The 24004-nt window shown below is 61.9% G+C and carries 16 protein-coding genes, 3 rRNA genes and 1 pseudogene; 9 read left to right on the forward strand and 11 right to left on the reverse strand.

Annotated features, from left to right (window positions below):
- Positions 1 to 21: 21 nt before the first annotated feature.
- The 4 genes and pseudogenes from AABD04_RS08280 to AABD04_RS08295 all read right to left on the reverse strand — a co-directional run bounded on the left by AABD04_RS08280 (position 22) and on the right by AABD04_RS08295 (position 4670).
- Positions 22 to 840, reverse strand: coding sequence for a TY-Chap domain-containing protein (locus AABD04_RS08280; protein ID WP_341440852.1), 819 nt, complete (start codon positions 838 to 840; stop codon positions 22 to 24).
- Positions 841 to 918: 78 nt separating this feature from the next.
- Positions 919 to 2061: pseudogene (locus AABD04_RS08285) on the reverse strand (sulfite reductase subunit alpha); the annotation flags it as partial.
- Between the two features lie 108 nt (positions 2062 to 2169).
- Positions 2170 to 3639 carry a DUF2079 domain-containing protein gene (locus AABD04_RS08290; RefSeq protein ID WP_341440853.1) on the reverse strand — a complete coding sequence of 490 codons (1470 nt, stop codon included), beginning with the start codon at positions 3637 to 3639 and terminating at the stop codon, positions 2170 to 2172.
- A gap of 50 nt (positions 3640 to 3689) precedes the next feature.
- Positions 3690 to 4670, reverse strand: a complete 981-nt coding sequence (locus AABD04_RS08295; protein ID WP_243595352.1) for a GTP pyrophosphokinase — start codon at positions 4668 to 4670, stop codon at positions 3690 to 3692.
- Between the two features lie 91 nt (positions 4671 to 4761).
- Between AABD04_RS08295 and AABD04_RS08300 the strand changes: the two genes are divergently transcribed.
- Positions 4762 to 5736, forward strand: a complete 975-nt coding sequence (locus AABD04_RS08300; protein WP_341440854.1) for a sigma-70 family RNA polymerase sigma factor — start codon at positions 4762 to 4764, stop codon at positions 5734 to 5736.
- Positions 5737 to 5748: 12 nt separating this feature from the next.
- On the opposite strand, the gene AABD04_RS08305 is transcribed toward AABD04_RS08300, so the two are convergent.
- Together AABD04_RS08305 and AABD04_RS08310 are read right to left on the reverse strand one after the other, a co-directional pair.
- Positions 5749 to 6156 (reverse strand): VOC family protein, encoded by a 408-nt coding sequence (locus AABD04_RS08305; RefSeq protein ID WP_243595350.1) that lies wholly within the window; start codon positions 6154 to 6156, stop codon positions 5749 to 5751.
- Positions 6157 to 6324: 168 nt separating this feature from the next.
- A complete protein-coding gene (locus AABD04_RS08310) occupies positions 6325 to 6594 on the reverse strand; it encodes a hypothetical protein (protein ID WP_243595349.1) in 270 nt (89 codons plus the stop codon).
- A 269-nt stretch (positions 6595 to 6863) separates the two neighbouring features.
- Between AABD04_RS08310 and AABD04_RS08315 the strand changes: the two genes are divergently transcribed.
- Positions 6864 to 8045 (forward strand): NAD(P)/FAD-dependent oxidoreductase, encoded by a 1182-nt coding sequence (locus AABD04_RS08315; RefSeq protein WP_341440855.1) that lies wholly within the window; start codon positions 6864 to 6866, stop codon positions 8043 to 8045.
- Between the two features lie 70 nt (positions 8046 to 8115).
- Positions 8116 to 9225, forward strand: coding sequence for a hypothetical protein (locus tag AABD04_RS08320; RefSeq protein WP_341440856.1), 1110 nt, complete (start codon positions 8116 to 8118; stop codon positions 9223 to 9225).
- A 34-nt stretch (positions 9226 to 9259) separates the two neighbouring features.
- On the opposite strand, the gene AABD04_RS08325 is transcribed toward AABD04_RS08320, so the two are convergent.
- The 4 genes from AABD04_RS08325 to AABD04_RS08340 are packed head-to-tail and all read right to left on the reverse strand — an operon-like array spanning position 9260 to position 14251.
- Positions 9260 to 10702: a GntP family permease gene (locus AABD04_RS08325; protein ID WP_341440857.1), complete on the reverse strand. Its 1443-nt coding sequence runs from the start codon at positions 10700 to 10702 to the stop codon at positions 9260 to 9262.
- The gene (locus AABD04_RS08330) at positions 10699 to 11337 is read right to left on the reverse strand and encodes a bifunctional 4-hydroxy-2-oxoglutarate aldolase/2-dehydro-3-deoxy-phosphogluconate aldolase (RefSeq protein ID WP_341440858.1); all 639 of its coding nucleotides are present in this window, start codon (positions 11335 to 11337) and stop codon (positions 10699 to 10701) included. The genes AABD04_RS08325 and AABD04_RS08330 overlap by 4 nt, the downstream gene beginning before the upstream one ends.
- Positions 11334 to 12947: an N-acyl-D-amino-acid deacylase family protein gene (locus AABD04_RS08335; protein WP_341440859.1), complete on the reverse strand. Its 1614-nt coding sequence runs from the start codon at positions 12945 to 12947 to the stop codon at positions 11334 to 11336. The genes AABD04_RS08330 and AABD04_RS08335 overlap by 4 nt, the downstream gene beginning before the upstream one ends.
- A 14-nt stretch (positions 12948 to 12961) precedes the next feature.
- Positions 12962 to 14251, reverse strand: coding sequence for a type III PLP-dependent enzyme domain-containing protein (locus tag AABD04_RS08340; RefSeq protein ID WP_341440860.1), 1290 nt, complete (start codon positions 14249 to 14251; stop codon positions 12962 to 12964).
- A gap of 121 nt (positions 14252 to 14372) precedes the next feature.
- Between AABD04_RS08340 and AABD04_RS08345 the strand changes: the two genes are divergently transcribed.
- From AABD04_RS08345 to rrf, 6 genes are all read left to right on the forward strand, one after another.
- Entirely contained in the window at positions 14373 to 15395 is a 1023-nt protein-coding gene (locus AABD04_RS08345; protein ID WP_341440861.1) for a sugar kinase, read from the forward strand.
- A complete protein-coding gene (locus AABD04_RS08350) occupies positions 15392 to 16189 on the forward strand; it encodes an IclR family transcriptional regulator (protein WP_341440862.1) in 798 nt (265 codons plus the stop codon). Before AABD04_RS08345 ends, AABD04_RS08350 begins: the two co-directional genes overlap by 4 nt.
- Complete coding sequence (locus tag AABD04_RS08355) at positions 16186 to 16587, forward strand: RidA family protein (protein WP_341440863.1); 402 nt, start codon at positions 16186 to 16188, stop codon at positions 16585 to 16587. Before AABD04_RS08350 ends, AABD04_RS08355 begins: the two co-directional genes overlap by 4 nt.
- 452 nt (positions 16588 to 17039) lie before the next feature.
- Positions 17040 to 18557 (forward strand): 16S ribosomal RNA (locus AABD04_RS08360).
- 351 nt (positions 18558 to 18908) lie between these two features.
- Positions 18909 to 22064: ribosomal RNA gene (locus AABD04_RS08365) — 23S ribosomal RNA — on the forward strand.
- A gap of 133 nt (positions 22065 to 22197) precedes the next feature.
- Positions 22198 to 22314: ribosomal RNA gene (gene rrf, locus AABD04_RS08370) — 5S ribosomal RNA — on the forward strand.
- Together the 16S, 23S and 5S rRNA genes form the textbook arrangement of a ribosomal RNA operon.
- Positions 22315 to 23654: 1340 nt before the next feature.
- Here the strand turns inward: rrf and AABD04_RS08375 are convergent.
- Complete coding sequence (locus AABD04_RS08375; protein ID WP_341440864.1) at positions 23655 to 23939, reverse strand: GNAT family N-acetyltransferase; 285 nt, start codon at positions 23937 to 23939, stop codon at positions 23655 to 23657.
- Positions 23940 to 24004: the final 65 nt, after the last annotated feature.

Consider the following 24004-nt stretch of genomic DNA (forward strand, 5'->3'; position numbering starts at 1 on the left):
TTCGTCGGGTTCTGTAACTCGTCAGCGGCACGCGTGCCGGTCCGCAGTGGTTACGGCCTCGATGCTGCGTGCGACCAACATCCAGGTACGCGCAAGATTTCTCGACACGGCGACCGGGTTCTCTGCGCCGGAGTCCGCAGATCGGCGGGCCCGTGCCGCAGCCGATCGATGCAGCGACAGTGCTCGAACTTTCAGCGCGTCGATATCGCCGCCCGCGCACACCGATCGAACGGTGCGCGCGTCCACGCGCCGACCGACCAACTGGCACAACGCCTGCAGTGACCTCAGCTCGGCAGGAACGTCGTCGGATGTCTCCGCGGGGCTTTCGGTCGCTGTGCCGGCCGTCCGACCGACGAAGCCGCGTTGTAGGTCGACCGGCCCGGACGACGTCCCGTCGGCCCCGACACCCCAAGCGCTCAGGAACGACGGGTGCGGCACGTTCCAGATCTCGCGGAACGCGCGCGTGATCATCTCCGCGACGAGCGCCGCATCTGCTCGGTCGTCGGTGCGCGTGAGATCGATGATCGACCCGTCTGCGACCGGCTTGCCTCGATCCAGCCAACCGCAGTCGAGGAGCTGCACATCAAGGGCCGTTGCGTCCGGGGCATCCGGGTAGAGCAGCGACGGCAGCGCTGCCACCGACACCAGCGGACCGCCGTCCGTCGCCGCAACATCGATGTACGGCCGCAAGCCACGCTCCCCGGGACTCGCCTGTGCAGCCGAAATCGTGATGTAGTCCCGCCGCGGCAATGTCCGAAGACGAGCATGCAGGTTTTCGGTGAACGTGGCCCACGCGAGCGCGGTGGTGGAGTCGAAATGGCCGTTCTGCAGTGCGGTCACGATGCAAACCCTCTTCTCGGACGAGAACTGATGCCTGTATCCGAGACCGTAGCGAGGGGGTCCGACAAGAACGGCTCGTCAGTACACGTCGCGCAGGTAGCGCTTGGATCGCTTGAGGTCGTTGACGTAGTCCTCGGCCGCGTCGGGGGAGCGACCACCGTGTTCGGCGACGATCTCGTGCAGTGCCTCGTCGACACCTTTGGCCATCCGGGCCGCATCACCGCACACGTAGAGGTGCGCACCTGCTTCGAGCCACCCGTACAGCTGCTTACCCGACTCGAGCATGCGGTGCTGCACATAGATCTTCTGCGGTTGGTCGCGAGAGAAGGCCAGATCGAGTCGAGTCAGCAGGCCGTCTCGCTCGAAATCGACGAGCTCGTCCTCGTACAGGAAGTCGCTCGACCGATGCTGATCGCCGAAGAACAGCCAGTTCTCGCCCGTAGCGCCCCGTGCGCGACGCTCGTGCAGAAAAGCTCTGAACGGTGCCACTCCGGTTCCCGGACCGATCATGATGATCGGGGTGTCGTCGGATGGGAGGCGGAAGGACTTGTTGGCCGACAGGAACACCCCGGCCTGGTGTCCGTCCCCGACGCGATCGGCGAGATACGTCGAGCAGACGCCACCGCGATCACGCTCGGCCGATCGGTACCGGACCGTGGATACGGTCAGATGTACGGTGCCCGCGTGTGCGATCGGTGACGACGAAATCGAGTAGACCCGGTGTTGCAGTGGACGCAGCAAACCGAGAAATTCGGCTGGGTCGAATGCGCCCGGTCGATCGAGGTCGAGAACGTCCACGACGTCGCGACCCCACGTCCAGGCGTCGAACGATGCCCGGTCGCCGTTCTGCAGAACGTGGTCGAGTTCGGCGTCACCGGCGCGTTCGGCCACCGCCTCGATCAGATCCATCGACGGGATACCGATCTCGTAGTCCGTGGTCAACGCGTGGGCCAGGGTGATCTCGCCGGACTTCGTGTGGACTGCGGTGTCGGCCGGCACTCCGAGACGCTCGATGACGGCAGCGACCAGTGCCGCGTCGTTGACCGGCTTGACGCCGAATCCGTCGCCGGCCTCGTAGGCGATGCCGCTCTCGCCGAGAGCGACCGCAAAATGCCGGACTTCCTTGGCGGACTCGGGACCGGACAGGCGTCGGTTGCTCAGGATCTGCGCGAGGTAGGGATTCTTGCGATTCCACGGTGAGCGCTTCGATGCGGTCTTGGTGGCGCCGAGATCGCCGGTTCGAGCGTCGATAATCTGTACCTGCCTTGCGATTGTCGTCACGGTGAGTCGAGCGAGGGGTCGATCGGCTCAAACACTAATCGGGACCACTCACCGGCGGTGGAGGACCTCGATACCGTCGACGGAGTAGACGACGTCGTATCCGGTCGACAGTGCCCGGTCGACTGCCTGACGATCCCCGGTCTCGTCCGTCGGCCACCCTGCAGGCCGTTGCTGGTTGACGACGATCCAATCCGGGACGGTCGAATCGGTGGCGCGCTGCGGAAAGACCGACACGTCGTGGTCGGCGACGAGCTGTGCGACGAGATTGTTCGACGCAGCCACTCGATCGCCTGCGGGAATCGACTCGGATATCTCTCGGACGGTCGTCACTTGCGGCGCGATCGTCCACTCCTGCGCATGCACCACCCGCGACATGGGCAGGAACGGCAACGCGATCACCGCGAACGCTGCCACGAACGCGACGATCAGCTTTCGGCCTCGTTCGGTGAGTTGACCGTGCCGGTGGCTACGCGCCAACGCGTCGAGCAAGGCGACGAACACGATGACCATCAGAATCGCGTTGTAGTGGTAGATCGGCTTCCAGAAGTTGGTGTTGTCACTGAGAAAGCGCCACGCGATCGTCGGTACGGCGACCAGCAACAGCGGGGATCGCAGGGCGAAGAAGCCGGTGACCGCGAGTAGTAGAAAGGCGGTGGCCGCTCGGGAATCGCCTGCGACCAACCCGTGCGCGGTGTCGGCGATGCCTTCACCGAGTGGAGGCAGTTTGGAGCCTTGGTCGTACGAGTTGTCCGAACTGAGCGCCGGGACGATCACCTTGACCGCGAGAACCACCCAGGCCAGCCCCCATACAGCCGTCAGCGCCCCCAGAATGCGTGTTCGTCCGGTCGTCCACAGTGCCACCAGAGCGCCGATGACGATCACCGTCAGGCCCATGTCCTCCTTGACGAACACCAGAGGTAGAGCCCAGGCCAGGGCAGGCAGCCAGCGGTGTCGAACCAGCGCGACCATCGACATCGCCAGCAGCGGCATCGCGAACGCCACCTCGTGGAAGTCGAAGTTCAACGCCGCCTGGACACCCCACGACAGCCCGAACGCCGCGGCGATCACGACGCCGACGGTCGTCCCGAACTTCTGAACCGCCAGTCGGCTGATCGGGATCACGGCCAGCGCGAACAGCACGGCCTGCGCGATCAGCAACGTCTCGGCGTGCGGGAACAATCGATAGACGGGGCCGAGCAACGCGGTGATGGGGGAGAAGTGGTCGCCCAGGGTGTTGAACCCGGTCCCGAGCAGGTCGGAGGTCGGCGCCCGAAACTGCGAGTACGACGCAATCTGCTGGACGAATATCCCCAGATCGAACCCGGATGTGCGGAGTTGGCGATGCCCCAGCACGGACATCGTCGCGTACAGACTCGCCAGAACGGCGAACGAGATGGCCGGCACCACCGTCTCGGCTGTGCGAAACCTCGCGTACCGGTTGGCGGACCCTCTCGTAACGGCCGCAGTGTCGACAGTGTCGGCATCGGTGACGACCGTGGAATTCTCGGTAGTGGTCACGAGAAGGCATGTCTACCGGACCGACGTGAGATGTTCCTGAGAACTCCAGGTCAGCGCTTGCGCTTCTTCGCAGGTTTGCGCCGTGGCGGCTGCGAGGTGAGGTGATAGTAGAGCGCATCCTCGGAGTCCTCGACGACCACATCGATGAAGTCGCCCACTTCGAGATAATCGTTGACGGCGATCCGGTCGGTCGAGCCGATGACCGCTTTCACCGATCGAGCGGGAACGAGGCCCCTGCGGCCATCCGGGCCGACGGCGAGTGCATAGCGTGGACCGGTGCGGGTGACCCTGGCGCTGATGAAGTCCGGATCCTTCGGAATCGGGTCGGCCGCGAGCACGCCCCCGTCCTTCGACGCGGCTGTCAACGAGTCGAGCTGCGCGGCAAGATCATCGGCCATCGCATCCACCTGATCGAGCAGGTGGGCCATGTGCGCGGCGTAATCGGTGTGCTTCTTGGTCGGCTTGAGTGCCTCACCGGGCTTGTACATGTCCTCGTGGGTCAGCTCGCCCCAGGCGTCCTGCAGGCGGGTCTTGACCTGCACTTCGACCTTCACGTCGAGATCACCCTGATGTGTGGCCACTCGAACGACCAACACGGCGTGGTACGCGCGGTAGCCACTCGGCTTGGGAAAGGCGACGTAGTCGGTGGGTGGTTGCGCGAACCGCACAGAACATTCAGGGTCGTTGCATGCTCGCTCGAGCGCAGCGACGAACGACAGCTGATCGCGCGGGGTCTTGCACAGCACCTTGACGCCGACCAGATCGGGCAACGCCTCGGCGACGGCGTCCGCGTCGGTGGGCTCGTCGATTCGCCCCTCGGAGAGATAGCGGCGCAGTTTGTCGGCCGATCTGCCCGGGTCCTTGATGCGTGCCGTCTGTGCATTCAATCGGTCTCGATCGACGTCCTCGAGAATCTCGTCGGCGATGGTCTCGAGGAAATTCTGCGCGGTGACGAGAGCGGCTTCCCACGCTCGACGACGCTGCAGGTACAGCTCTTCGACCAAGTCGTCGATACTCGTTGCCGATGTCACGATGCCGAGGTTAACGCAGAAGAGTCGGCAATCCTTTCGGCGGCGCGCGTTCGACCTGTGGCGCGACCGGGTCCGGTTTACGCTCTACCGCATGACCGTGGCCTCGGAGCAGAAGGACGACTTCGTCCAGCAGTTCGATCCCTTTCGTCGTGAGTTGCTCGCGCACTGCTATCGCATGACCGGGTCGATTCACGATGCCGAGGATCTGCTGCAGGAAACGTACATTCGCGCCTGGCGTGGGTACGCCAACTACGAGGGCCGTTCGTCCCTGCGCACGTGGCTGTACCGCATCGCAACCAACACCTGTCTCACCGCGCTGGAGGGTCGGGCGAAGCGTCCTCTGCCGACCGGCTTGGGTGCACCGAGTTCCGGACCCACCGACGAACTCGTGCAGAACAACGAGATTCCGTGGCTCGAGCCGATCGCCGATTCCGATCTGGCGGATGCAACTGATCCCGCCTCCATCGTGGTGGCCAAGGAATCCGTGCGGCTCGCCTTCGTCGCCTCCCTGCAACATCTGTCGTCGCGGCAACGCGCGGTGCTGCTGATGCGCGAAGTGTTGCAGTGGAAAGCGTCGGAAGTTGCCGAAGTTCTCGCCACGACGACGACCGCCGTCAACAGCCTCCTGCAGCGAGCACGGGAGCGCCTGGACGAGATCGCGCCCGAGCTCGACAACGTCGAGCCCATCGAATCCGCGGAACTACAGAAACTTCTCAGCCAGTACGTGGAGTGTTTCGAGAGCTACGACATCGACCGACTGGTCACACTCTTCACCTCGGACGCGGTGTGGGAAATGCCGCCGTTCGTCGGGTGGTACCAGGGTGGCGAGACGATCGGATCGCTCATTCGAAACAACTGCCCTGCAAACGGGGCGGGGGATATGCGGATGGTGTCGACCTCTGCCAACGGTCAACCTGCGTACGGGCTCTACATGCTGGGTGAGGACGGTGTGCACCGGCCGTTCCAGCTGCACGTTCTCGATGTCGATGCCAGAGGGGTCGGGCACGTGGCCTGCTTCTTCGATCTGAGTCTGTTCGATCGCTTCGGTTTACCCGACCGCCTCTAGGCACAGGGTCGGTCAGCTCTCCGGGACGGCCGACGGGTCCATCCACATCACTTCCCACACGTGGTTGTCGAGATCTCGGAACGCCCGGCCGTACATGAACCCGTGGTCCTGGGGCTCCATCCACTTCGATCCACCCGCGGCGATCGCCGCGTCGGTGAGCGAATCGACCTCTTCGCGGCTGTCGGCCGAGACACACATCAGTACTTCCCGAGCCGAGCCCGTGTCGCAGATCGAGTCCGAGATGAAGTCCTCGAACCGAGAAGTGGCCAAGAACATCACGGTCGCCTGATCGCTGACGACCATCGAGGCACAGTTCTCGTCGCTGAACACATCGTTGAACTCGAATCCGAGACCCTCGAAGAATGCGCGGGTGGCGACGACATCGCGGACGGGCATGTTGGCGAACAGCATTCGGGACATGGATACACCTTTTCTGCGGGAACCTGCTGCGTCGAACCGTCGAACAACGGTCTTGCTCGTACTGACAGCTGCAGATCCGAAAAGTCACCGGCCGCACCGCCCCGACACGACGCGACCCCGCCGAGCGGGTGCTCGGCGGGGTCGCAGACTGCGAAGCTGAAAGGGGCGTTATCGGGTGATCTGCGCAAGGCGGGAAAGCATGCGCGAAAAAACGTGACCGTCGTTACCCAGCTCGGCGTACGGCTCGGTTTCCTGGCTCGACGCGGTGGCGTCGGGTGTTGCCGCAGCGAGTGTGCGGGCAAGGCGGGTGCGACGCTCGATGGCGTCGAGGATGGTGGCGTCCAGCGTTGAAACTTCGTCGAAGAGCTGGTCGACGTCGGCTGTCGCAATATCGGCGGTCTCGTTGCCAATTGCGAGCGAATCGATCTGAACAGTCACATCGTCTCCTTTTGTTCGCGTCCTGAGGTGTGAGTCGTTCGGTCGGCCGGAACTGTTACAGCTCGTCTCGAGTAAAAACGATGTTTCCTCGCCGTGACCAACATGCCCACTCGACGGGCCTGGGCCAACCTCTTCGGGGTGTGATGCTGCATACAGTCCGGTTGGTTCCAGTACCTGGAGATTCCTCGAGCCGAACAGCGCGAAGATTGCTCCGGCGCTGTCCCGGGTAGCCCATGCAGCGAATCACGTCGACTTTCGAGGAGTGAACTATGCGTTACGACTACCTGATCATCGGCGGGGGAATGGTCGCCGACAGCGCCGCTCGCGGAATCCGCGAGCAGGACGAGGCGGGCACCATCGGCATACTCGGCGCGGACCCGGACGAGCCGTACACGCGACCCGCCCTGTCGAAGAAGCTGTGGACCGACCCGGAGTTCGGCCGTGATCAGGTTCCGCTCGACACCGTCTCCGACACCGGTGCGGAGGTGCACACCGGGACTCGGGTCGTGTCGGTCGATCGCTCGAACTCGTCGGTGACGACGGAATCCGGAGATCGCCACGAGTACGGGACGCTGCTTCTGGCCACGGGAGCCGTACCGAACCAGCTCGAACTCGGCCCCAGCCCACGCGTTGTGTACTTTCGCACTTTTGCGGACTACCGAGCGCTACGCGAGCTCACGAAGACCGCTGATCACATTGCGGTGGTCGGCGGCGGCTACATCGGCACCGAGATCGCAGCGGCCCTGTCACTCCAGGGTGTGAAGGTCACTCTCGTGACCTCCGACGCCGTCTTGGGCGGGCATATGTTCCCGCCCAGTCTGGCCGCCGGTTTCGACAAGGGCTTCGCCGGCCACGGAGTAACCGTGCGCCGAGGGACCAAGGTCGTCTCCGGTGCCGAGGCGTCGGCGCGCGTACAACTGCAGCTCGACGACGGCTCGACCGTGGAGGCGGACGGCGTCGTGTTCGGTCTCGGCGTCCGGCCGAGCACCGAGCTAGCCGACACTGCCGGGTTGGCGGTCGACGACGGCATCGTCGTCGACGAATTCCTCCGGACCGCCGACGAACACGTCTACGCGGCGGGCGACGTGGCCAACTATCCCGACGCCATCCTGGGACGCCGACGCATCGAGCATGTCGACAACGCAACCGAGATGGGCAAGGCTGCCGGACGCAACATGGCCGGCGCCGCAGAGTCCTACTCGTACACTCCGTACTTCTATTCCGACGTCTACGACGACGGTTATCAGGCGATCGGCACGGTATCCATGTCGCTGAACGTCGTCGAGGACTGGAAGTCGGTAGGCAAGGAAGGCGTCGTCTATTACCTCGATGACGATGCTGTCGTTCGCGGTGTGCTCATGTGGAACGTCTGGGAGGGCCTCGACGTGGCGCGCACACTGCTGGCCGAGAAGAAGCCGCAGACCGAGCAATCGCTACGCGGTCTGATCTGAAGTTCTGGAACACTCGTGTGCGAGCGATCCGTAGACGACACTCGCGATGCGGCGTGAACTAGGAGAAGCGATGTCCGTGTTCGATGGCAGTGGGTCGGCCGAACAGCGTGCCCGATTCGACGACGAGGTTCACAGCCGCTGTGCGGACTGCCGGTTGCCCGGCCATTCCGAGCCACTGTCCGACGCGGCCGCCATCGCCATCGCGGCCGGGCAGGTCGACGAGGCCACCCGAGCGGTGCTCGTTCACCGTTGGCATGCCGGACGCTCGCTGCCGTCGATCGGGGGCTTCGGCGCGCTGCGCAGTCTGGTGGACGAACGCGATCGGTGGCGCGCCAAGGACACGACGAGCAAGCCTGGATCGGCTCTGGCGTACCGGCTGCGAGCCGCCGAGCTGACCAAGCGCATCAATCACCACCGCACCACCGTGGTGATGTCGAATCGGCACTACGCCACCGGAGTGCGTGCGGCGCGGAAAGAACGGCGAGAGGGTGTGCATCTCGATCTGGACCAGCGGGACGCAGTGTTCGACGCTCTGACGAGAACGCCCGCGCCTCAGAAGTTCGGGCCGATCGCCGAACGTGGCCTGTCGCTGGTGGACGCAGCGACGGATCGAGTGAGCTCGCTGGCCCGGAGGACCCCGGTGGCCGACCGGGTGGAGTGGGCGACCGGACTTGTCGACCAGTTCGTCGATCGTAAGGACGACCGGTTCGACGATCGATACGACACCTTGCTGTTCCTGGCCGGCACTTCGTTCGATCGGGTCCGTCGGTCGCCGGCGTGGCAGTCGACGTACTTCGAGATCCAGCGCAATCAGCTCGATCTGTTCGTCGAGCTCACCGAGATCTCGGTCGATGCGACGTCGTTGCGCGCTGTTGCGGCCGAGCTGAATCGAATCGGTGAGACGATGGTGGACGAGGACACCGCCGCCCAGGTCGAATCCCGTCGCGGTGCACTGGAAGTGGTGTGGACACAGTTGACCGGACGAGTGGCCGCACTGGTTCGACTCGCGAATGTGGTCGAGTCCTCCGAGACCGAGGCGCGCACGTCCGACGCGATGGCCCGCGCGCACAGTCTCGACGACCGAATCGACGACCTGGTCGGGCGATCCGGTAGCCGGGAGATGTCCGCGGAGAACACACATTTCGTCGGTGATCAAGTGCGGACACAGTGGCGCGAGTGAGTGCCGCCCAGGGCACCCGATCGCGCCACTGGCTCTAGGCGATGATCGCGAAGAGAACTCCCGCGACAGCAAAGCTGACCACGGACAGGATCGTTTCGAGGACCGTCCATGTTTGCAGTGTCTGCTTGACGGTCAGGTTGAAGAATTTCGCGATGATCCAGAAGCCGCCGTCGTTGACGTGGCTGGCGATGATCGAGCCCGCCGCGATGGACATGGCGATCAGCGCGACGGCCGGAGCCGAGTAGTCCTGCGCTGCCACGAGGGGGCCGACTATTCCACCTGTCGTCACGATGGCCACTGTCGCCGAGCCCTGCGCTACGCGTAGTGCACAGCTGATGATGTAGGCCAGGACGATGATCGGAAGTCCAGCAGCAGCCATGGTGTCGGCCAAGGCAGTACCGATCCCGGTGGCGGAGATGACTTTCCCGAAGAACGCGCCTGCTCCGACGACGAGCAGCAACATGCCCACCGGACGCAGGGATTCTCCGGTCAGTCTGCTCAATTCCTGGACCGTCGATCCGCGGCGGATTCCCAGCACGTAGAACGCGATCAACACGGCGATGAGCAGCGCAACGGCGGGCGTGCCGAAGAACGTCAGAACTTCGAGCAGGTTGCCGGGGTCGAGCAGAATGCTGCCGAACGTGGCACCGAGGATGAGGACCAGCGGGACGGCGATGATCGCTCCGATGGTGCCCACCGACGGCGGCGTCGTGACGACGGGGCGCCTGGTGGTGACCGTTCCGGCACCTCCGCCCTCGGTGGAGCTCGCGTCGTCCCCGTCGTTGATGAAGTCGTCGGGTACATCCACGATGATGCGCTTTCCGATCCAATTGCCCCACACCAGGCCGGCGGCGATGAATCCTGGAATGCCGCAGATGAATCCGAACAGGATGAGCCATCCCAGGTTCACCTCGAGCAAGCCGCCGAGGGCAACCGGTCCGGGATGCGGCGGCAGGAAAGCGTGTGTCATGGACAAGCCCGCCAGCATCGGCAGTGCGTAGAGCACCAACGACTTTCCGCCCTGACGCGCCGCCACGTACACCAGCGGTGCCAACACGAAGATGCCGATGTCGAAGAACACCGGAATGCCGAAGATCAACCCCAGCAGACCCATTGCGACGGGTGCTCCGCGTTCTCCGAAGACACCCAGTAGCTTGGCGGTCAGTGCTTGTGCGCCACCGGACTTCTCTAGTATCGCGCCGAGCACCGTTCCCAGCCCGATGATGACGGCGATGTGACCGAGAATTCCGCCGAATCCGGTCTCCAGCAACGACTCGTTGCTCTTGATCGCAGTGCCGACTATCTCGTTCACGGGCAAACCGGCAGCCAGCGCCAAGCCGAGGCCGACGATGAGCAGCGCGATGAACGGTTCGAGCTTGACCTTGATGATCACTACGAGCAGTACGGCAATTGCGATGCCGCACAACACGAGTAGACCGGGCGTGGAGGTTCTGAGCCAGTCGACCACAGAATTCATGACGAGCCTTCCTTGATGTCTGCACTGATAGCCGTCACGAACGCCTGTGCTCGTGCGGTGATGTCGTCCCACTGGGCGGCCGCGACCGACGCCGGTGGAACCACATCGGTGCCTGCAGTCACTGCGACGGCACCGGATGTCAGGAACTGGGCGGCGTTGCCTGCGTTGACTCCGCCGGACGGAACGAGTCGAGCGTCGGGAAAGGGGCCGAGCAAGTCCTTGAAGTACGCAGGCCCGACGGTTCGTGCCGGAAATATCTTCACGGCATCCGCTCCGAGATCCAGGGCGGTCATCACTTCCGACGGGGTGAGCGCGCCCATCATCAGCGGGATCCCGGCGTCGGTGACGATCGCGGCAACGTCGGGGCGGAGCCCGGGAGTGACGACGAAGTGTGCCCCGGAATCGATCGCGGACCGCGCTTGGTCGGAGGTCAGGACTGTGCCCGCCCCGACGACTGCACCTGCGTCCGATGCGGCGCGGATCAGTTCGAGGACGCCGGGTGTGGTGAAAGTCAGCTCGAGCGCACGAATTCCCCCGCGCGCGAGCGCATCTGCCAACGCAGCAGGATCGGAGATGTGCGGGGCGCGGACCACCGACAGTGCGCGGTCCTCGCGAATCGTCGTCAATGCATTCATGATGTTTGCTTTCCGGTGGGATTCATCCGCAGGGCGTGGCCTGCCAGAGAATGCGTGGGCCGTCGATCGTCGATGGCGAACGCGCCGTTGACCATGACGTGGCTGATGCCCTCGGCCTGTTGCTTCGGGTTCTCGAACGTGGCCGTGTCGCGCACTGTCGTCGGGTCGAACAGGACGAGATCGGCTGCGTGCCCCTCGGCGATCGTGCCGCGGGCGCGCAGGCGGAGCCGCGCAGCGGGACGACCGGTCAGGTGATTGATGCAGTCTTCCAGCGAGAGCAGCTGCTCGTCCCGGACGTAGTGACCCAGGTAGCGGGGGAACGTTCCCCAGGCGCGTGGGTGCGGCTTCTCGCCGACCAGGATCGCGTCGCTGCCGCCCATATGGCGTGGATGCGCCATGATCTCTCGGACGTTCTCCTCGTGGCCGACGTGCTGCAGGATGGTGGTGGCCAGCGCGTCTCGGCGGAGGAAGTCGAAGAACACGTCCACCGGTGACCGACCCGCCTCGGCCGCTATGTCGGACATCGTGCGCCCGACGTAGCGATCGAGCTCCGGATTCGCCACTCCACTGAGCTGGATGGTCTCCCACTCGACGGTGACGCCATGGCAGCCGTCGGACCCGTCGACGTCGACGTCCTGTGCGATGCGTCGACGCATGTCCGGATCGCCGAGTCGTTCGAGTGCGCGATCCGGGCCACCCGACATCGCCCAACTCGGTAGCAGCGCAGACAGAGTGGTGGCTCCGGGCAGATACGGATACGTGTCGAGGGTGACGTCGCACCCGTCGGCGATGGCAGAATCGACGCGGTCGAGAAACTCGCGTGCCCGGCCCCGATTGACGCCGAAGTTCATCGTTGCATGCGTCAGGTGCAGTGCGCATCCCGTGTCGCGGGAGAGGTCGAGCATCTCCTGGTACGCGTCGAGCGCCCCCGCGCCGTACGAACGAGTGTGGGGTGCATAGAAACCGCCGAAGTCGGCGACGACCTCACACAGTGCACGTAATTCACTTGTGTCCGCGTACATTCCGGGCGTGTACGTCAAACCGCTGGACATTCCGACGGCACCCTCCTGCAGTCCCTGTGCCAACAGCTCCTGCATGTGGGCTATCTCGGACGGCGTCGCGGGTCGCTGATCGGCACCTACCGCCAGGTATCGCAAAGTTCCCTGGGGAACGAGATAGGCAGCATTCGGGGTGATTCCCTGATCGAGGCGAGTGAGGTACTCCGACACCGAACGCCACGAGAAGTCGAGGTCGACGGGATTGCCGTTCCATCCGGCGATCTGACGCCGCACCACGTCGAGCGTCGCGTCGTCGATCGGAGCGTAGGCAATGCCGTCCTGTCCGATGACCTCGGTCGTGACGCCCTGACTGATTTTCGGAAAGTGGTCGGGGTCGGTCAACAAACGTAGGTCGGAATGCGCGTGCATGTCGATGAACCCGGGGGAGAGGACCTGGCCCGGCGAAGCGTCGACGATTCTGTCGGCACCGGGCACGGTTCCGGGTTCGGCGATCGATGTGATGATTCCGTCGCTCACGAGAACGTCGCGACGCACACGTGGCGCTCCGGTGCCGTCGATGACATCGGCACCGCGAAAGAGAGTGCTGGGCATTGGGTTTCGTCTCTCTAGAAGAATGTGTGCACGAGGTCGACCACGTGGGGGTCCTCGCCGTCCGCGTCGTCGACGACGGGAACGAGTCGCCACTTGTCGAAGGCCGTGCAGGGGTGAGACAGGCCCAGGCGTACGACGGACCCCACCGGCAGAGCAGTGTTGTCCTCGGCCGGGAGTCGAAGGAAGGCGTGTTGGTCGTTCAGCGCGGTGACCTCGGCCCTCGGGTCGAGGATCTCGGTCCCTCGAATATGTTGCGCGACAGGCATTCCTTCGTCGAAGGGGAAGTCGCGCTTTCCTGCGTCGAGCAGTGCGAGCCCGGGCTCCGGACGAGATACCGTGCGTGCCCATCCGTGCATCGCAGACATCAGTGGTGCGTCGGTTCGGGCGGGAGTGAGTGGTGAGATCTGCGAGTAGAAGCCGTCGTCGTGCACCACGTAGGCTCCCGAGCGCAGCACTACGTCGGTAGGTACCCCCTCCCCGGTGGTGAGGGAATGCAACCGCTCGACAACGAGGTCCTGGTAGGCGCTCCCGCCGGCGGTCACAATCGCATGCTTGCCGTACAACCCTTCGGCATCGAGGGCGCGATGGAGGGCAGCGACGTTGTCGAGGTATGTCCGAACTGCCCCCAGGCCACTGTCCGAGCGGTCGTGGCTCAGTGCGCCCTCGTAACCGCCGACCCCGGCCAGGGTGAGCCGGGAGGACGACGCGATCGCACGGGCTATCGCGGTTGCCTCCTCGATCGTGCGCGCGCCGGTTCGGCCGTGCGGGCCACCGAGTTCGACCACGACCGAGACCGGGCGGGTTCCCTGCGTCGAAAGAATGCGGTCCATCTCGTGGACCGTCGCCACGCTGTCCGCCCAGCAGTAGAACTCGAAGGTCGGATGCGAATCCAGTTCGGCCGCAATCCACGTCAATGCCACCGGGTCGATCTCGGCGTTGGCAAGAACGATACGTTCGACCCCGAACGCGCGCGCCGCCTGAACCTGCCACCCGGTTGCGAGGGTGATGGCCCAGCTACCGGCGTCGAGTTGCTGCTTCCACAGTTGAGGGGCCATCGATGTCTTGCCGTGGGGTGCGAGCAGCACGCCCGCGCGCGCCGTCCACTCGGCCATGACCGAGATGTTCGATGCGATTCGCTCTCGATCCAAAGTGAGTATCGGCGTCGTGAACTCGGAGAGCCGTGGCGACGTGGCGAGAAAGCTCTCGATGGTGTGTCCCCACGATCTCGGGGGCAGTGCCTTGTGCTCGGGTCCGAGCACTCGTCGGTTGAGTGCCTCGACGGCATCGGTGTCGATCACGGTCATCTCCTCGGTCCGGGAAATCTCAGATACGTTGCGTATTCTGCAACGCTAGTTGCGCAATGTGTTTATGCTTTGTAGTCTGCAACGAAAGTCAGCGTTCCCGCAAGAGTTCGAGGAGATCGACGTGAAAGCACCACGAGCGGTGTGCGTAGGCGAAGGCCTCGTCGTTCTGGTTGCCGAGCCGGGCCCACTGGAGCAATCGACCGTGTTTCACCGCACGTCCGGGGGTGCGGAAGCCAACGTGGCCAGGGTGTTCGGCCAGCTGGGCGTCGATGCATCGTGGATCTCGCGAGTGGGCGACGACGGATTCGGCCGATACCTGGTTCGGCAACTGGTAGGGGCGGGCGTCGACACTTCCGGTGTGGCGATCGACGCCGAGCGACCCACGGGTATGTACGTGAAGGAACGCGGCTCTGGCTCCGGCGACCGTCACGATCTTGCGTTCGGAGACAGTGCGATGACGTACTTCCGTGCCGGCTCGGCTGCGAGTGCTTTGTCTCCCAATGATATTCGCGATACTGCTTCGGACCTGATCGCCGGCGCAGACTTGATTCACTTCACCGGAATCACCGTGGCCATCTCGGAAACCGCGGCCGACCTGACGAGATGCCTGATGGATTCACCCACAGTCGTCAGCTTCGATCTGAACTATCGGCAGGCTCTGTGGAAATCTCGACCGAACGCAGCTGCACGCGTGCTCGGTGAACATGTTCGGGGAAGCGATGTGGTGTCGATGGGTGCCGACGAGGCAGGACTCGTGTTCGGAACGTCGGATCCCGCCGAGCTGCGCGCATTGTTTCCGGAACCACGACACCTGGTCATCAAGAACGACGCACACACGGTGACGGCGTTCGAGGGGAATTCTCGGGTCGACGTCCCTGCTCTGAAGCTCGACGTGGTCGAAAAGATCGGTGCCGGAGACGCCTTCGCGGGCGGTTACCTGACCGGATTGTTGCTCGGTAAGAGTGCTGTCGCGCGTGTTCGGTTCGGGCATCTGTGCGCAGCGGGAGCCCTGACCGGGCACGGCGACATTGCGTCGGTGCTGCCCCTGGCGGTGCTGACCGAATTGGCGGAACTGCGCGACGCCGATTGGGCGAGGCTGGACTACGCACCCATGGCCGTGAGTCGGTCGGAGGTGCCGCAGTGAGTCAAAGCCTCGCTCGCGCGATGACACTTCTCGGCTTGCTCGGCGACGGACCGCGATCACTGGACGAGTTGGCGTCGGTGCTCGAGGTCCACAAGACGACCGTGCTTCGGCTGCTTCGCACGATGGAAGCCGACAGATTCGTCCAGCACGACGCGGATCACCGATATCAGCTCGGATCCAGGCTGTTCGAGCTCGCCAATCATGCGTTGGAACAGCGTGACGTTCGGAGCATCGCGCGGCCGCACTTGGCAGAACTGAACTCGATCACCGGTCAGACCGTCCACCTCGCCACCTACGAGGCGGGCGTTGTCATCTACATCGACAAGTTCGACGCCCAACAGAGCGTTCGTATGTACTCGCGGATCGGAAAGCCTGCACCGCTGCACTGCACAGCCGTGGGGAAGATTCTGATCTCCGCTCGCCCCGAGGCCGAGCGCGCGAAGATCGCAGACGGCATCACCTACACGCCGTTCACGGAACGAACCATCACGACGGCCGAGGGTTATCTGCGTGAGCTCGAACTCGTGCTGGAGCAAGGCTTCGCCGAAGATCGCGAGGAGCACGAGTCCTTCGTCAACTGCATCGGCTGCGCAGTACGCAACGGAACAGGTGACGTGGTTGCGGCTGTGTCGATGTCCGTGCCCGACATGGTGCTCGATCACCAGCAGGTGCTTGCCGCGCTCCCCGATGTGCAACGCGCGGCAGCGGCGATCTCCGAGGGACTGGGCTGGCGACCCAGCCGAGAACGGAACGAAACGACAGAAAATCCGAGTCAGACGAAAGGGATGCAATGAGCGAGAAGATCGAAATTCGAACCACGGGTGCTCCCGCGCCGGCCCATACCTTCTCCCAGGGAGTCCGCAAGGGACCGTTCGTACAGGTCTCCGGGCAGGGGCCCGTCGACCCAACCACCAGCGAGTATCTGTACCCAGGTGATGTCGCTGCGCAGACCACTCGCACGCTCGAGAACGTCAAAGCCATCGTCGAGGCCAGCGGCGCAACGTTCGACGACGTCGTGATGTTGCGGGTCTATCTGACCAAGCGAGAAGACTTTCCCACCATGAACGACGCCTACGGGCACTTCGTGTCGGCGCACACCTTGGGTGACGTCCTGCCGAGTCGAACGACTGTGTTCACCGGACTCCCCAGGGAAGAGATGTTGGTCGAGATAGACGCCGTCGCGATCATCTGATCGACGCCGTGCGCAAGATGTTCACACGGAAATAACATCTGACCTGGCGATTTGCGTATGCGTTGGTCTTCGCGTAACTTTTGTCGAGTCAGAGCGACACGGACACCGACCCGGTCTTCACGGACAGGGACAACGAGGTTGTACGGAGTATGCACTGACCAACCCAGGCAAGGCTCGAAAGTAATGAGTCATGTCTGGGGTTCGAGCGTGTAAGCCCCGGAGTTACCGTGCATACGGTAGTGATGGTGTGTGCGTGTTCTTTGAGAACTCAACAGTGTGTCGATGAATGTCAGTGCCGAATTTATTTGGTGAAAGCATTCGATGTATCAGCCATCCGCTTGTGGTGGTTGTTGTCGGGTGTTGTTTTGAATGCTAGTTGAGTTTTTTTGCTAGTGATTTGACTTGATGTCTTTGACTGATTCACGGTCTTCGGATCGTTGTTTCGCAGGTCTTTTACGGAGAGTTTGATCCTGGCTCAGGACGAACGCTGGCGGCGTGCTTAACACATGCAAGTCGAGCGGTAAGGCCTTTCGGGGTACACGAGCGGCGAACGGGTGAGTAACACGTGGGTGATCTGCCCTGCACTCTGGGATAAGCTTGGGAAACTGGGTCTAATACCGGATATGACCGCATGCCGCATGGTGTGTGGTGGAAAGATTTATCGGTGCAGGATGGGCCCGCGGCCTATCAGCTTGTTGGTGGGGTAATGGCCTACCAAGGCGACGACGGGTAGCCGACCTGAGAGGGTGACCGGCCACACTGGGACTGAGACACGGCCCAGACTCCTACGGGAGGCAGCAGTGGGGAATATTGCACAATGGGCGGAAGCCTGATGCAGCGACGCCGCGTGAGGGATGAAGGCCTTCGGGTTGTAAACCTCTTTCAGCAGGGACGAAGCGTGAGTGACGGTACCTGCAGAAGAAGCACCGGCTAACTACGTGCCAGCAGCCGCGGTAATACGTAGGGTGCGAGCGTTGTCCGGAATTACTGGGCGTAAAGAGTTCGTAGGCGGTTTGTCGCGTCGTTTGTGAAAACCCGGGGCTCAACTTCGGGCTTGCAGGCGATACGGGCAGACTTGAGTGTTTCAGGGGAGACTGGAATTCCTGGTGTAGCGGTGAAATGCGCAGATATCAGGAGGAACACCGGTGGCGAAGGCGGGTCTCTGGGAAACAACTGACGCTGAGGAACGAAAGCGTGGGTAGCAAACAGGATTAGATACCCTGGTAGTCCACGCCGTAAACGGTGGGCGCTAGGTGTGGGTTCCTTCCACGGGATCTGTGCCGTAGCTAACGCATTAAGCGCCCCGCCTGGGGAGTACGGCCGCAAGGCTAAAACTCAAAGGAATTGACGGGGGCCCGCACAAGCGGCGGAGCATGTGGATTAATTCGATGCAACGCGAAGAACCTTACCTGGGTTTGACATACACCGGAAAACCGTAGAGATACGGTCCCCCTTGTGGTCGGTGTACAGGTGGTGCATGGCTGTCGTCAGCTCGTGTCGTGAGATGTTGGGTTAAGTCCCGCAACGAGCGCAACCCTTGTCTTATGTTGCCAGCGCGTTATGGCGGGGACTCGTAAGAGACTGCCGGGGTCAACTCGGAGGAAGGTGGGGACGACGTCAAGTCATCATGCCCCTTATGTCCAGGGCTTCACACATGCTACAATGGCCAGTACAGAGGGCTGCGAGACCGTGAGGTGGAGCGAATCCCTTAAAGCTGGTCTCAGTTCGGATCGGGGTCTGCAACTCGACCCCGTGAAGTCGGAGTCGCTAGTAATCGCAGATCAGCAACGCTGCGGTGAATACGTTCCCGGGCCTTGTACACACCGCCCGTCACGTCATGAAAGTCGGTAACACCCGAAGCCGGTGGCCTAACCCCTCGTGGGAGGGAGCCGTCGAAGGTGGGATCGGCGATTGGGACGAAGTCGTAACAAGGTAGCCGTACCGGAAGGTGCGGCTGGATCACCTCCTTTCTAAGGAGCATTCTCCAGAACATGTACCAGCACACAGGTGCTCGGATGATGGTCTGGCAGAGCCCGTTTCGTTCCCACACGTGGAACGGCGGGAGCTCACGGGTGGAACACTGACAACCAATTCGTTCATCGTGTCGCCGGCAATGCCGGTGGCCGAACGAGTTATATCGATGCACTGTTGGGTCCTGAGAGAACACGCGTAAGCATGTTTCTTTCAAGGCAAGACATATACAGGCTGTCATGGCTGGTTCTATCGGCTGAGGGATGAAAGTTTCTCGGTGTCTGAGGGTGGCGTGAACATGGGAGTGTGTGTGTTGTTTGAGAATTGCACAGTGGACGCGAGCATCTTTGTTGTAAGTAATGAAGAGCGTACGGTGGATGCCTTGGCACCAGGAGCCGATGAAGGACGTAGGAGGCTGCGATAAGCCTCGGGGAGCTGTCAACCGAGCTGTGATCCGAGGGTGTCCGAATGGGGAAACCCAGCACGAGTGATGTCGTGTTACCTGCACCTGAATATATAGGGTGTGTGGAGGGAACGTGGGGAAGTGAAACATCTCAGTACCCACAGGAAGAGAAAACAATAGTGATTCCGTGAGTAGTGGCGAGCGAAAGCGGATGAGGCCAAACTTTGTGCGTGTGATACCCGGCAGGGGTTGCGTATGGAGGGTTGTGGGGTTTGCATTGTCGATTCTGCCGGATCGGCCGACAGTGAGAAATTGTGGTGTTAGTCGAAGTGGTCTGGAACGGCCTGTCGTAGAGGGTGAGAGTCCCGTAGACGAAAACACTGCAACTGTCGTTGTGAATACCCAAGTAGCAGCGGGCCCGTGAAATCTGCTGTGAATCTGTCGGGACCACCCGATAAGCCTGAATACTCCCTGGTGACCGATAGCGGACTAGTACCGTGAGGGAAAGGTGAAAAGTACCCCGGGAGGGGAGTGAAATAGTACCTGAAACCGTGCGCTTACAATCCGTCAAAGCTGGTGAACAGTTTGTTCTGTTGCTGGTGATGGCGTGCCTTTTGAAGAATGAGCCTGCGAGTTAGTGGCATGTCGCGAGGTTAACCCGTGTGGGGTAGCCGTAGCGAAAGCGAGTCCGAATAGGGCGTATCCACGTTTGTGGTGTAGTGGCGTGTTCTAGACCCGAAGCGGAGTGATCTACCCATGGCCAGGTTGAAGCGACGGTAAGACGTCGTGGAGGACCGAACCCACTTAGGTTGAAAACTGAGGGGATGAGTTGTGGGTAGGGGTGAAAGGCCAATCAAACTCCGTGATAGCTGGTTCTCCCCGAAATGCATTTAGGTGCAGCGTCACGTGTTTCTCGCCGGAGGTAGAGCTACTGGATGGTCTAGGGGGCCTACAAGCTTACCGAAATCAGCCAAACTCCGAATGCCGGTGAGTGAGAGCGTGGCAGTGAGACTGCGGGCGATAAGGTTCGTAGTCGAGAGGGAAACAGCCCAGATCGCCAGCTAAGGTCCCTAAGCGTGTACTAAGTGGAAAAGGATGTGGGGTCGCGAAGACAACCAGGAGGTTGGCTTAGAAGCAGCCACCCTTGAAAGAGTGCGTAATAGCTCACTGGTCAAGTGATCCTGCGCCGACAATGTAGCGGGGCTCAAGTACACCACCGAAGCTGCGGCACTCACACAACAGCCCCATGCAAGTCTGCGGATTTGTGTGCAGGTGTGTGGGTGGGTAGGGGAGCGTCGTGCAGCCATGGAAGCATCGGAGTGATCCAGGTGTGGAGGCTGCGCGAGTGAGAATGCAGGCATGAGTAGCGAAAGACGAGTGAGAAACTCGTCCGCCGAATGACCAAGGGTTCCTGGGCCAGGTTAATCCGCCCAGGGTGAGTCGGGACCTAAGACGAGGCCGACAGGCGTAGCCGATGGACAACGGGTTGATATTCCCGTACCCGTGTAACCGCGCCCATGGTGAATCAGTGACACTAACCACCCTGAATCCATATGACCGATCTCTTTCGAGAGTGAGGCGTGTGGTGGATGCGTGGGACCTGATCTGGTAGTAGCCAAGCGATGGGGTGACGCAGGAAGGTAGCTGGGCCAGTCAGTGGTTGTACTGGTGTAAGCCTGTAGGGCGAACGGTAGGCAAATCCGCCGTTCATGAAGCCTGAGAGGTGATGCGTAGCCGATTGAGGCGAATTCAGTGATCCTATGCTGCCGAGAAAAGCCTCTAGTGAGTTGTTACACGGCCCGTACCCCAAACCGACACAGGTGGTCAGGTAGAGAATACTAAGGCGATCGAGATAACTATGGTTAAGGAACTCGGCAAAATGCCCCCGTAACTTCGGGAGAAGGGGGGCCCTGTCCGGTGACGGAATTTACTTCCTGAGCTGGGTGGGGCCGCAGAGACCAGTGAGAAGCGACTGTTTACTAAAAACACAGGTCCGTGCGAAGTCGTAAGACGATGTATACGGACTGACGCCTGCCCGGTGCTGGAAGGTTAAGAGGACCGGTTAGCCAGTAATGGCGAAGCTGAGAATTTAAGCCCCAGTAAACGGCGGTGGTAACTATAACCATCCTAAGGTAGCGAAATTCCTTGTCGGGTAAGTTCCGACCTGCACGAATGGCGTAACGACTTCTCAGCTGTCTCAACCATAGACTCGGCGAAATTGCATTACGAGTAAAGATGCTCGTTACGCGCGGCAGGACGAAAAGACCCCGGGACCTTCACTACAGCTTGGTATTGGTGTTCGGTTCGGTTTGTGTAGGATAGGTGGGAGACTGTGAAGCGGTGACGCCAGTTACTGTGGAGTCGTTGTTGAAATACCACTCTGATCGTATTGGATACCTCAACCTCGGACCATGATCTGGTTCAGGGACAGTGCCTGGTGGGTAGTTTAACTGGGGCGGTTGCCTCCTAAAATGTAACGGAGGCGCCCAAAGGTTCCCTCAGCCTGGTTGGCAATCAGGTGTCGAGTGCAAGTGCACAAGGGAGCTTGACTGTGAGACTGACAAGTCGAGCAGGGACGAAAGTCGGGACTAGTGATCCGGCACCGGCAAGTGGAAGCGGTGTCGCTCAACGGATAAAAGGTACCCCGGGGATAACAGGCTGATCTTCCCCAAGAGTCCATATCGACGGGATGGTTTGGCACCTCGATGTCGGCTCGTCGCATCCTGGGGCTGGAGTAGGTCCCAAGGGTTGGGCTGTTCGCCCATTAAAGCGGCACGCGAGCTGGGTTTAGAACGTCGTGAGACAGTTCGGTCTCTATCCGCCGCGCGCGTAAGAAACTTGAGGAAGGCTGTCCCTAGTACGAGAGGACCGGGACGGACGAACCTCTGGTGTGCCAGTTGTTCCACCAGGAGCACCGCTGGTTGGCTACGTTCGGAAGGGATAACCGCTGAAAGCATCTAAGCGGGAAGCCTGTTCCAAGATGAGGTTTCTCACCCCCTCGAGGGGGTAAGGCCCCCGGCAGACCACCGGGTTGATAGGCCAGAACTGGAAGTCGGGTAACCGATGCAGGTGACTGGTACTAATAGGCCGAGGACTTACCGCAAAGAAGCTACGCGTCCACTGTGCAATATCTGAAACAACACACGAGTTGATTCAGCAAGCACAATCGAATACACGAATCCGCAACCCACACTCGTGTGGGTGACAGGTTCGCTCGTGACACTGTTTCACAGAGTTACGGCGGCCATAGCGGAGGGGAAACGCCCGGTCCCATTCCGAACCCGGAAGCTAAGCCCTCCAGCGCCGATGGTACTGCACTCGACAGGGTGTGGGAGAGTAGGACACCGCCGAACACAAACAAACGGAATGCCCCCGACCTCACGGTCGGGGGCATTCCGCATTTCGAAACCACCCACGACCACACCAGAATTCAGGCTTTCCAGTTGGATGCCCAGGTGCCGGAAAGCGCAGGCGTCGACATCTGCACCTGCAGTCCCATCCCTCGCCGCGCGCACCGCCTGCCTCGTCACCCCCACCCAGAAGGCAAACGCGAGCGCAGTTGCCATACCCGAGCAGAACCGCGACACCACACTGCACGCACCAGACGAACGCGCGCGCGTTCGCACAATCCAGGCGGGGTGGCTGCGGCTCCGGCCATCCTGGACAGGGCCGGCCCCTGACGCCGGGCGCCGGCCTCGCCAACACCAACACCAACCCCCGTCGCAAACGCGAGCGCGTTTGCCAGACGCGAGCAGAACCGCGACACCAGACTGCGCGCACCTGACAAACGCGCGCGCATTCGCACAATCCAGAGGTGCCAGCACCACGTCGCCGCCCATAGTGCCCATCGTCGACGCGTTACCGTCACCCCCCCACCCTGGTCGCAAACGCGAGCGCGTTTGCCAGACGCGAGCAGAACAGCGACACCAGACTGCGCGCACCTGACAAATGCGCGCGCATTTGCGGACGGCCAGAACCCCGGTGCCGGCGCGCGAGGGGGCTGCGGACTGCGGGGTATGGACGCGACCGCCTTGGCGGATTCGGAGTCTCGACCTCGCCTCAGGTGACGATAGATCCGAGGATTGTCGAGCAGAGCACGGTGGCGTCGTTTCGGCTCCGCGCAATCCGGATCTCAGGTGCTTGCGAAATGACATGTCTGTCAGGCGAATTCGAGGGCCGAAACTCATGCGTCGTGCGTGCCGATTTTAATCGGTGGAGTTCGTCGCCACGGCCGTGCATGATCGTTGCACAGGGACATCGCAGAGACCGTGGAGGTGGACAATGGCAACAACAGCGAATGACGCAGGCCGTCGAGTTGTTCATATCCGGTCTGCGATTTTCATCGATGATGCTCTCTGAGTAGAGCTTCGGGGCTGTCGGTCCATTCGGACCCAGCCGGTGTTGCACTCGATCCAATACTCTGCCGCGCAGCAATGCTCTGCGTTCGGCGTCCACTCTTGTTGTAGGAGAACAGATGTACCACTACGAACAAATCCTGAACGAACATCGACAACGCGTCGCGCGTGGTGCGCAGAACTACGAACGGCGTCGGGTCGCGGCGGAACGGGCCGCCGAAACAACTGTCGCAGAATCGGATTCACGTGAAAATGAGGCCATGCAGGGACCGACGTGGAACGACTGCGAATCGGAATCGGAGATCGGCATCGAGGCGATGTCGTTTCGGGGCTGACTGTCAGGGCTCGACCAGATGCGAGTAGCGATCGCCCGCAGCCGCGATGAAGTCGCGAACGAACCAGCACGTAGGGACAACTCGGAGTCCCTGCGTGCTGGTGTCGTCGAGTGCATATTCGGTGAGGGCAGCGGCAAGCCCTCGGCCGCGAAACTGCGGAAGCGTCACGGTGTGATGAAACGTTCTGGAGCCGTCCGATTCGAGGTATTCCGAGTAGCCCGCCAACTCGGCATCGACATGGATCTCGAACCGATGGTCGGCATTGTCGTGGGTGATCTCGACCGTCATGGTGGTACCTCCTGCCCGAGTTCTGTGTCACCACGGTAACCGGCGCTCGTCCGGTGGGGTGTTCT

Source organism: Rhodococcoides navarretei (assembly GCF_038069675.1).
Taxonomy (GTDB): Bacteria; Actinomycetota; Actinomycetes; order Mycobacteriales; family Mycobacteriaceae; genus Rhodococcoides; species Rhodococcoides navarretei.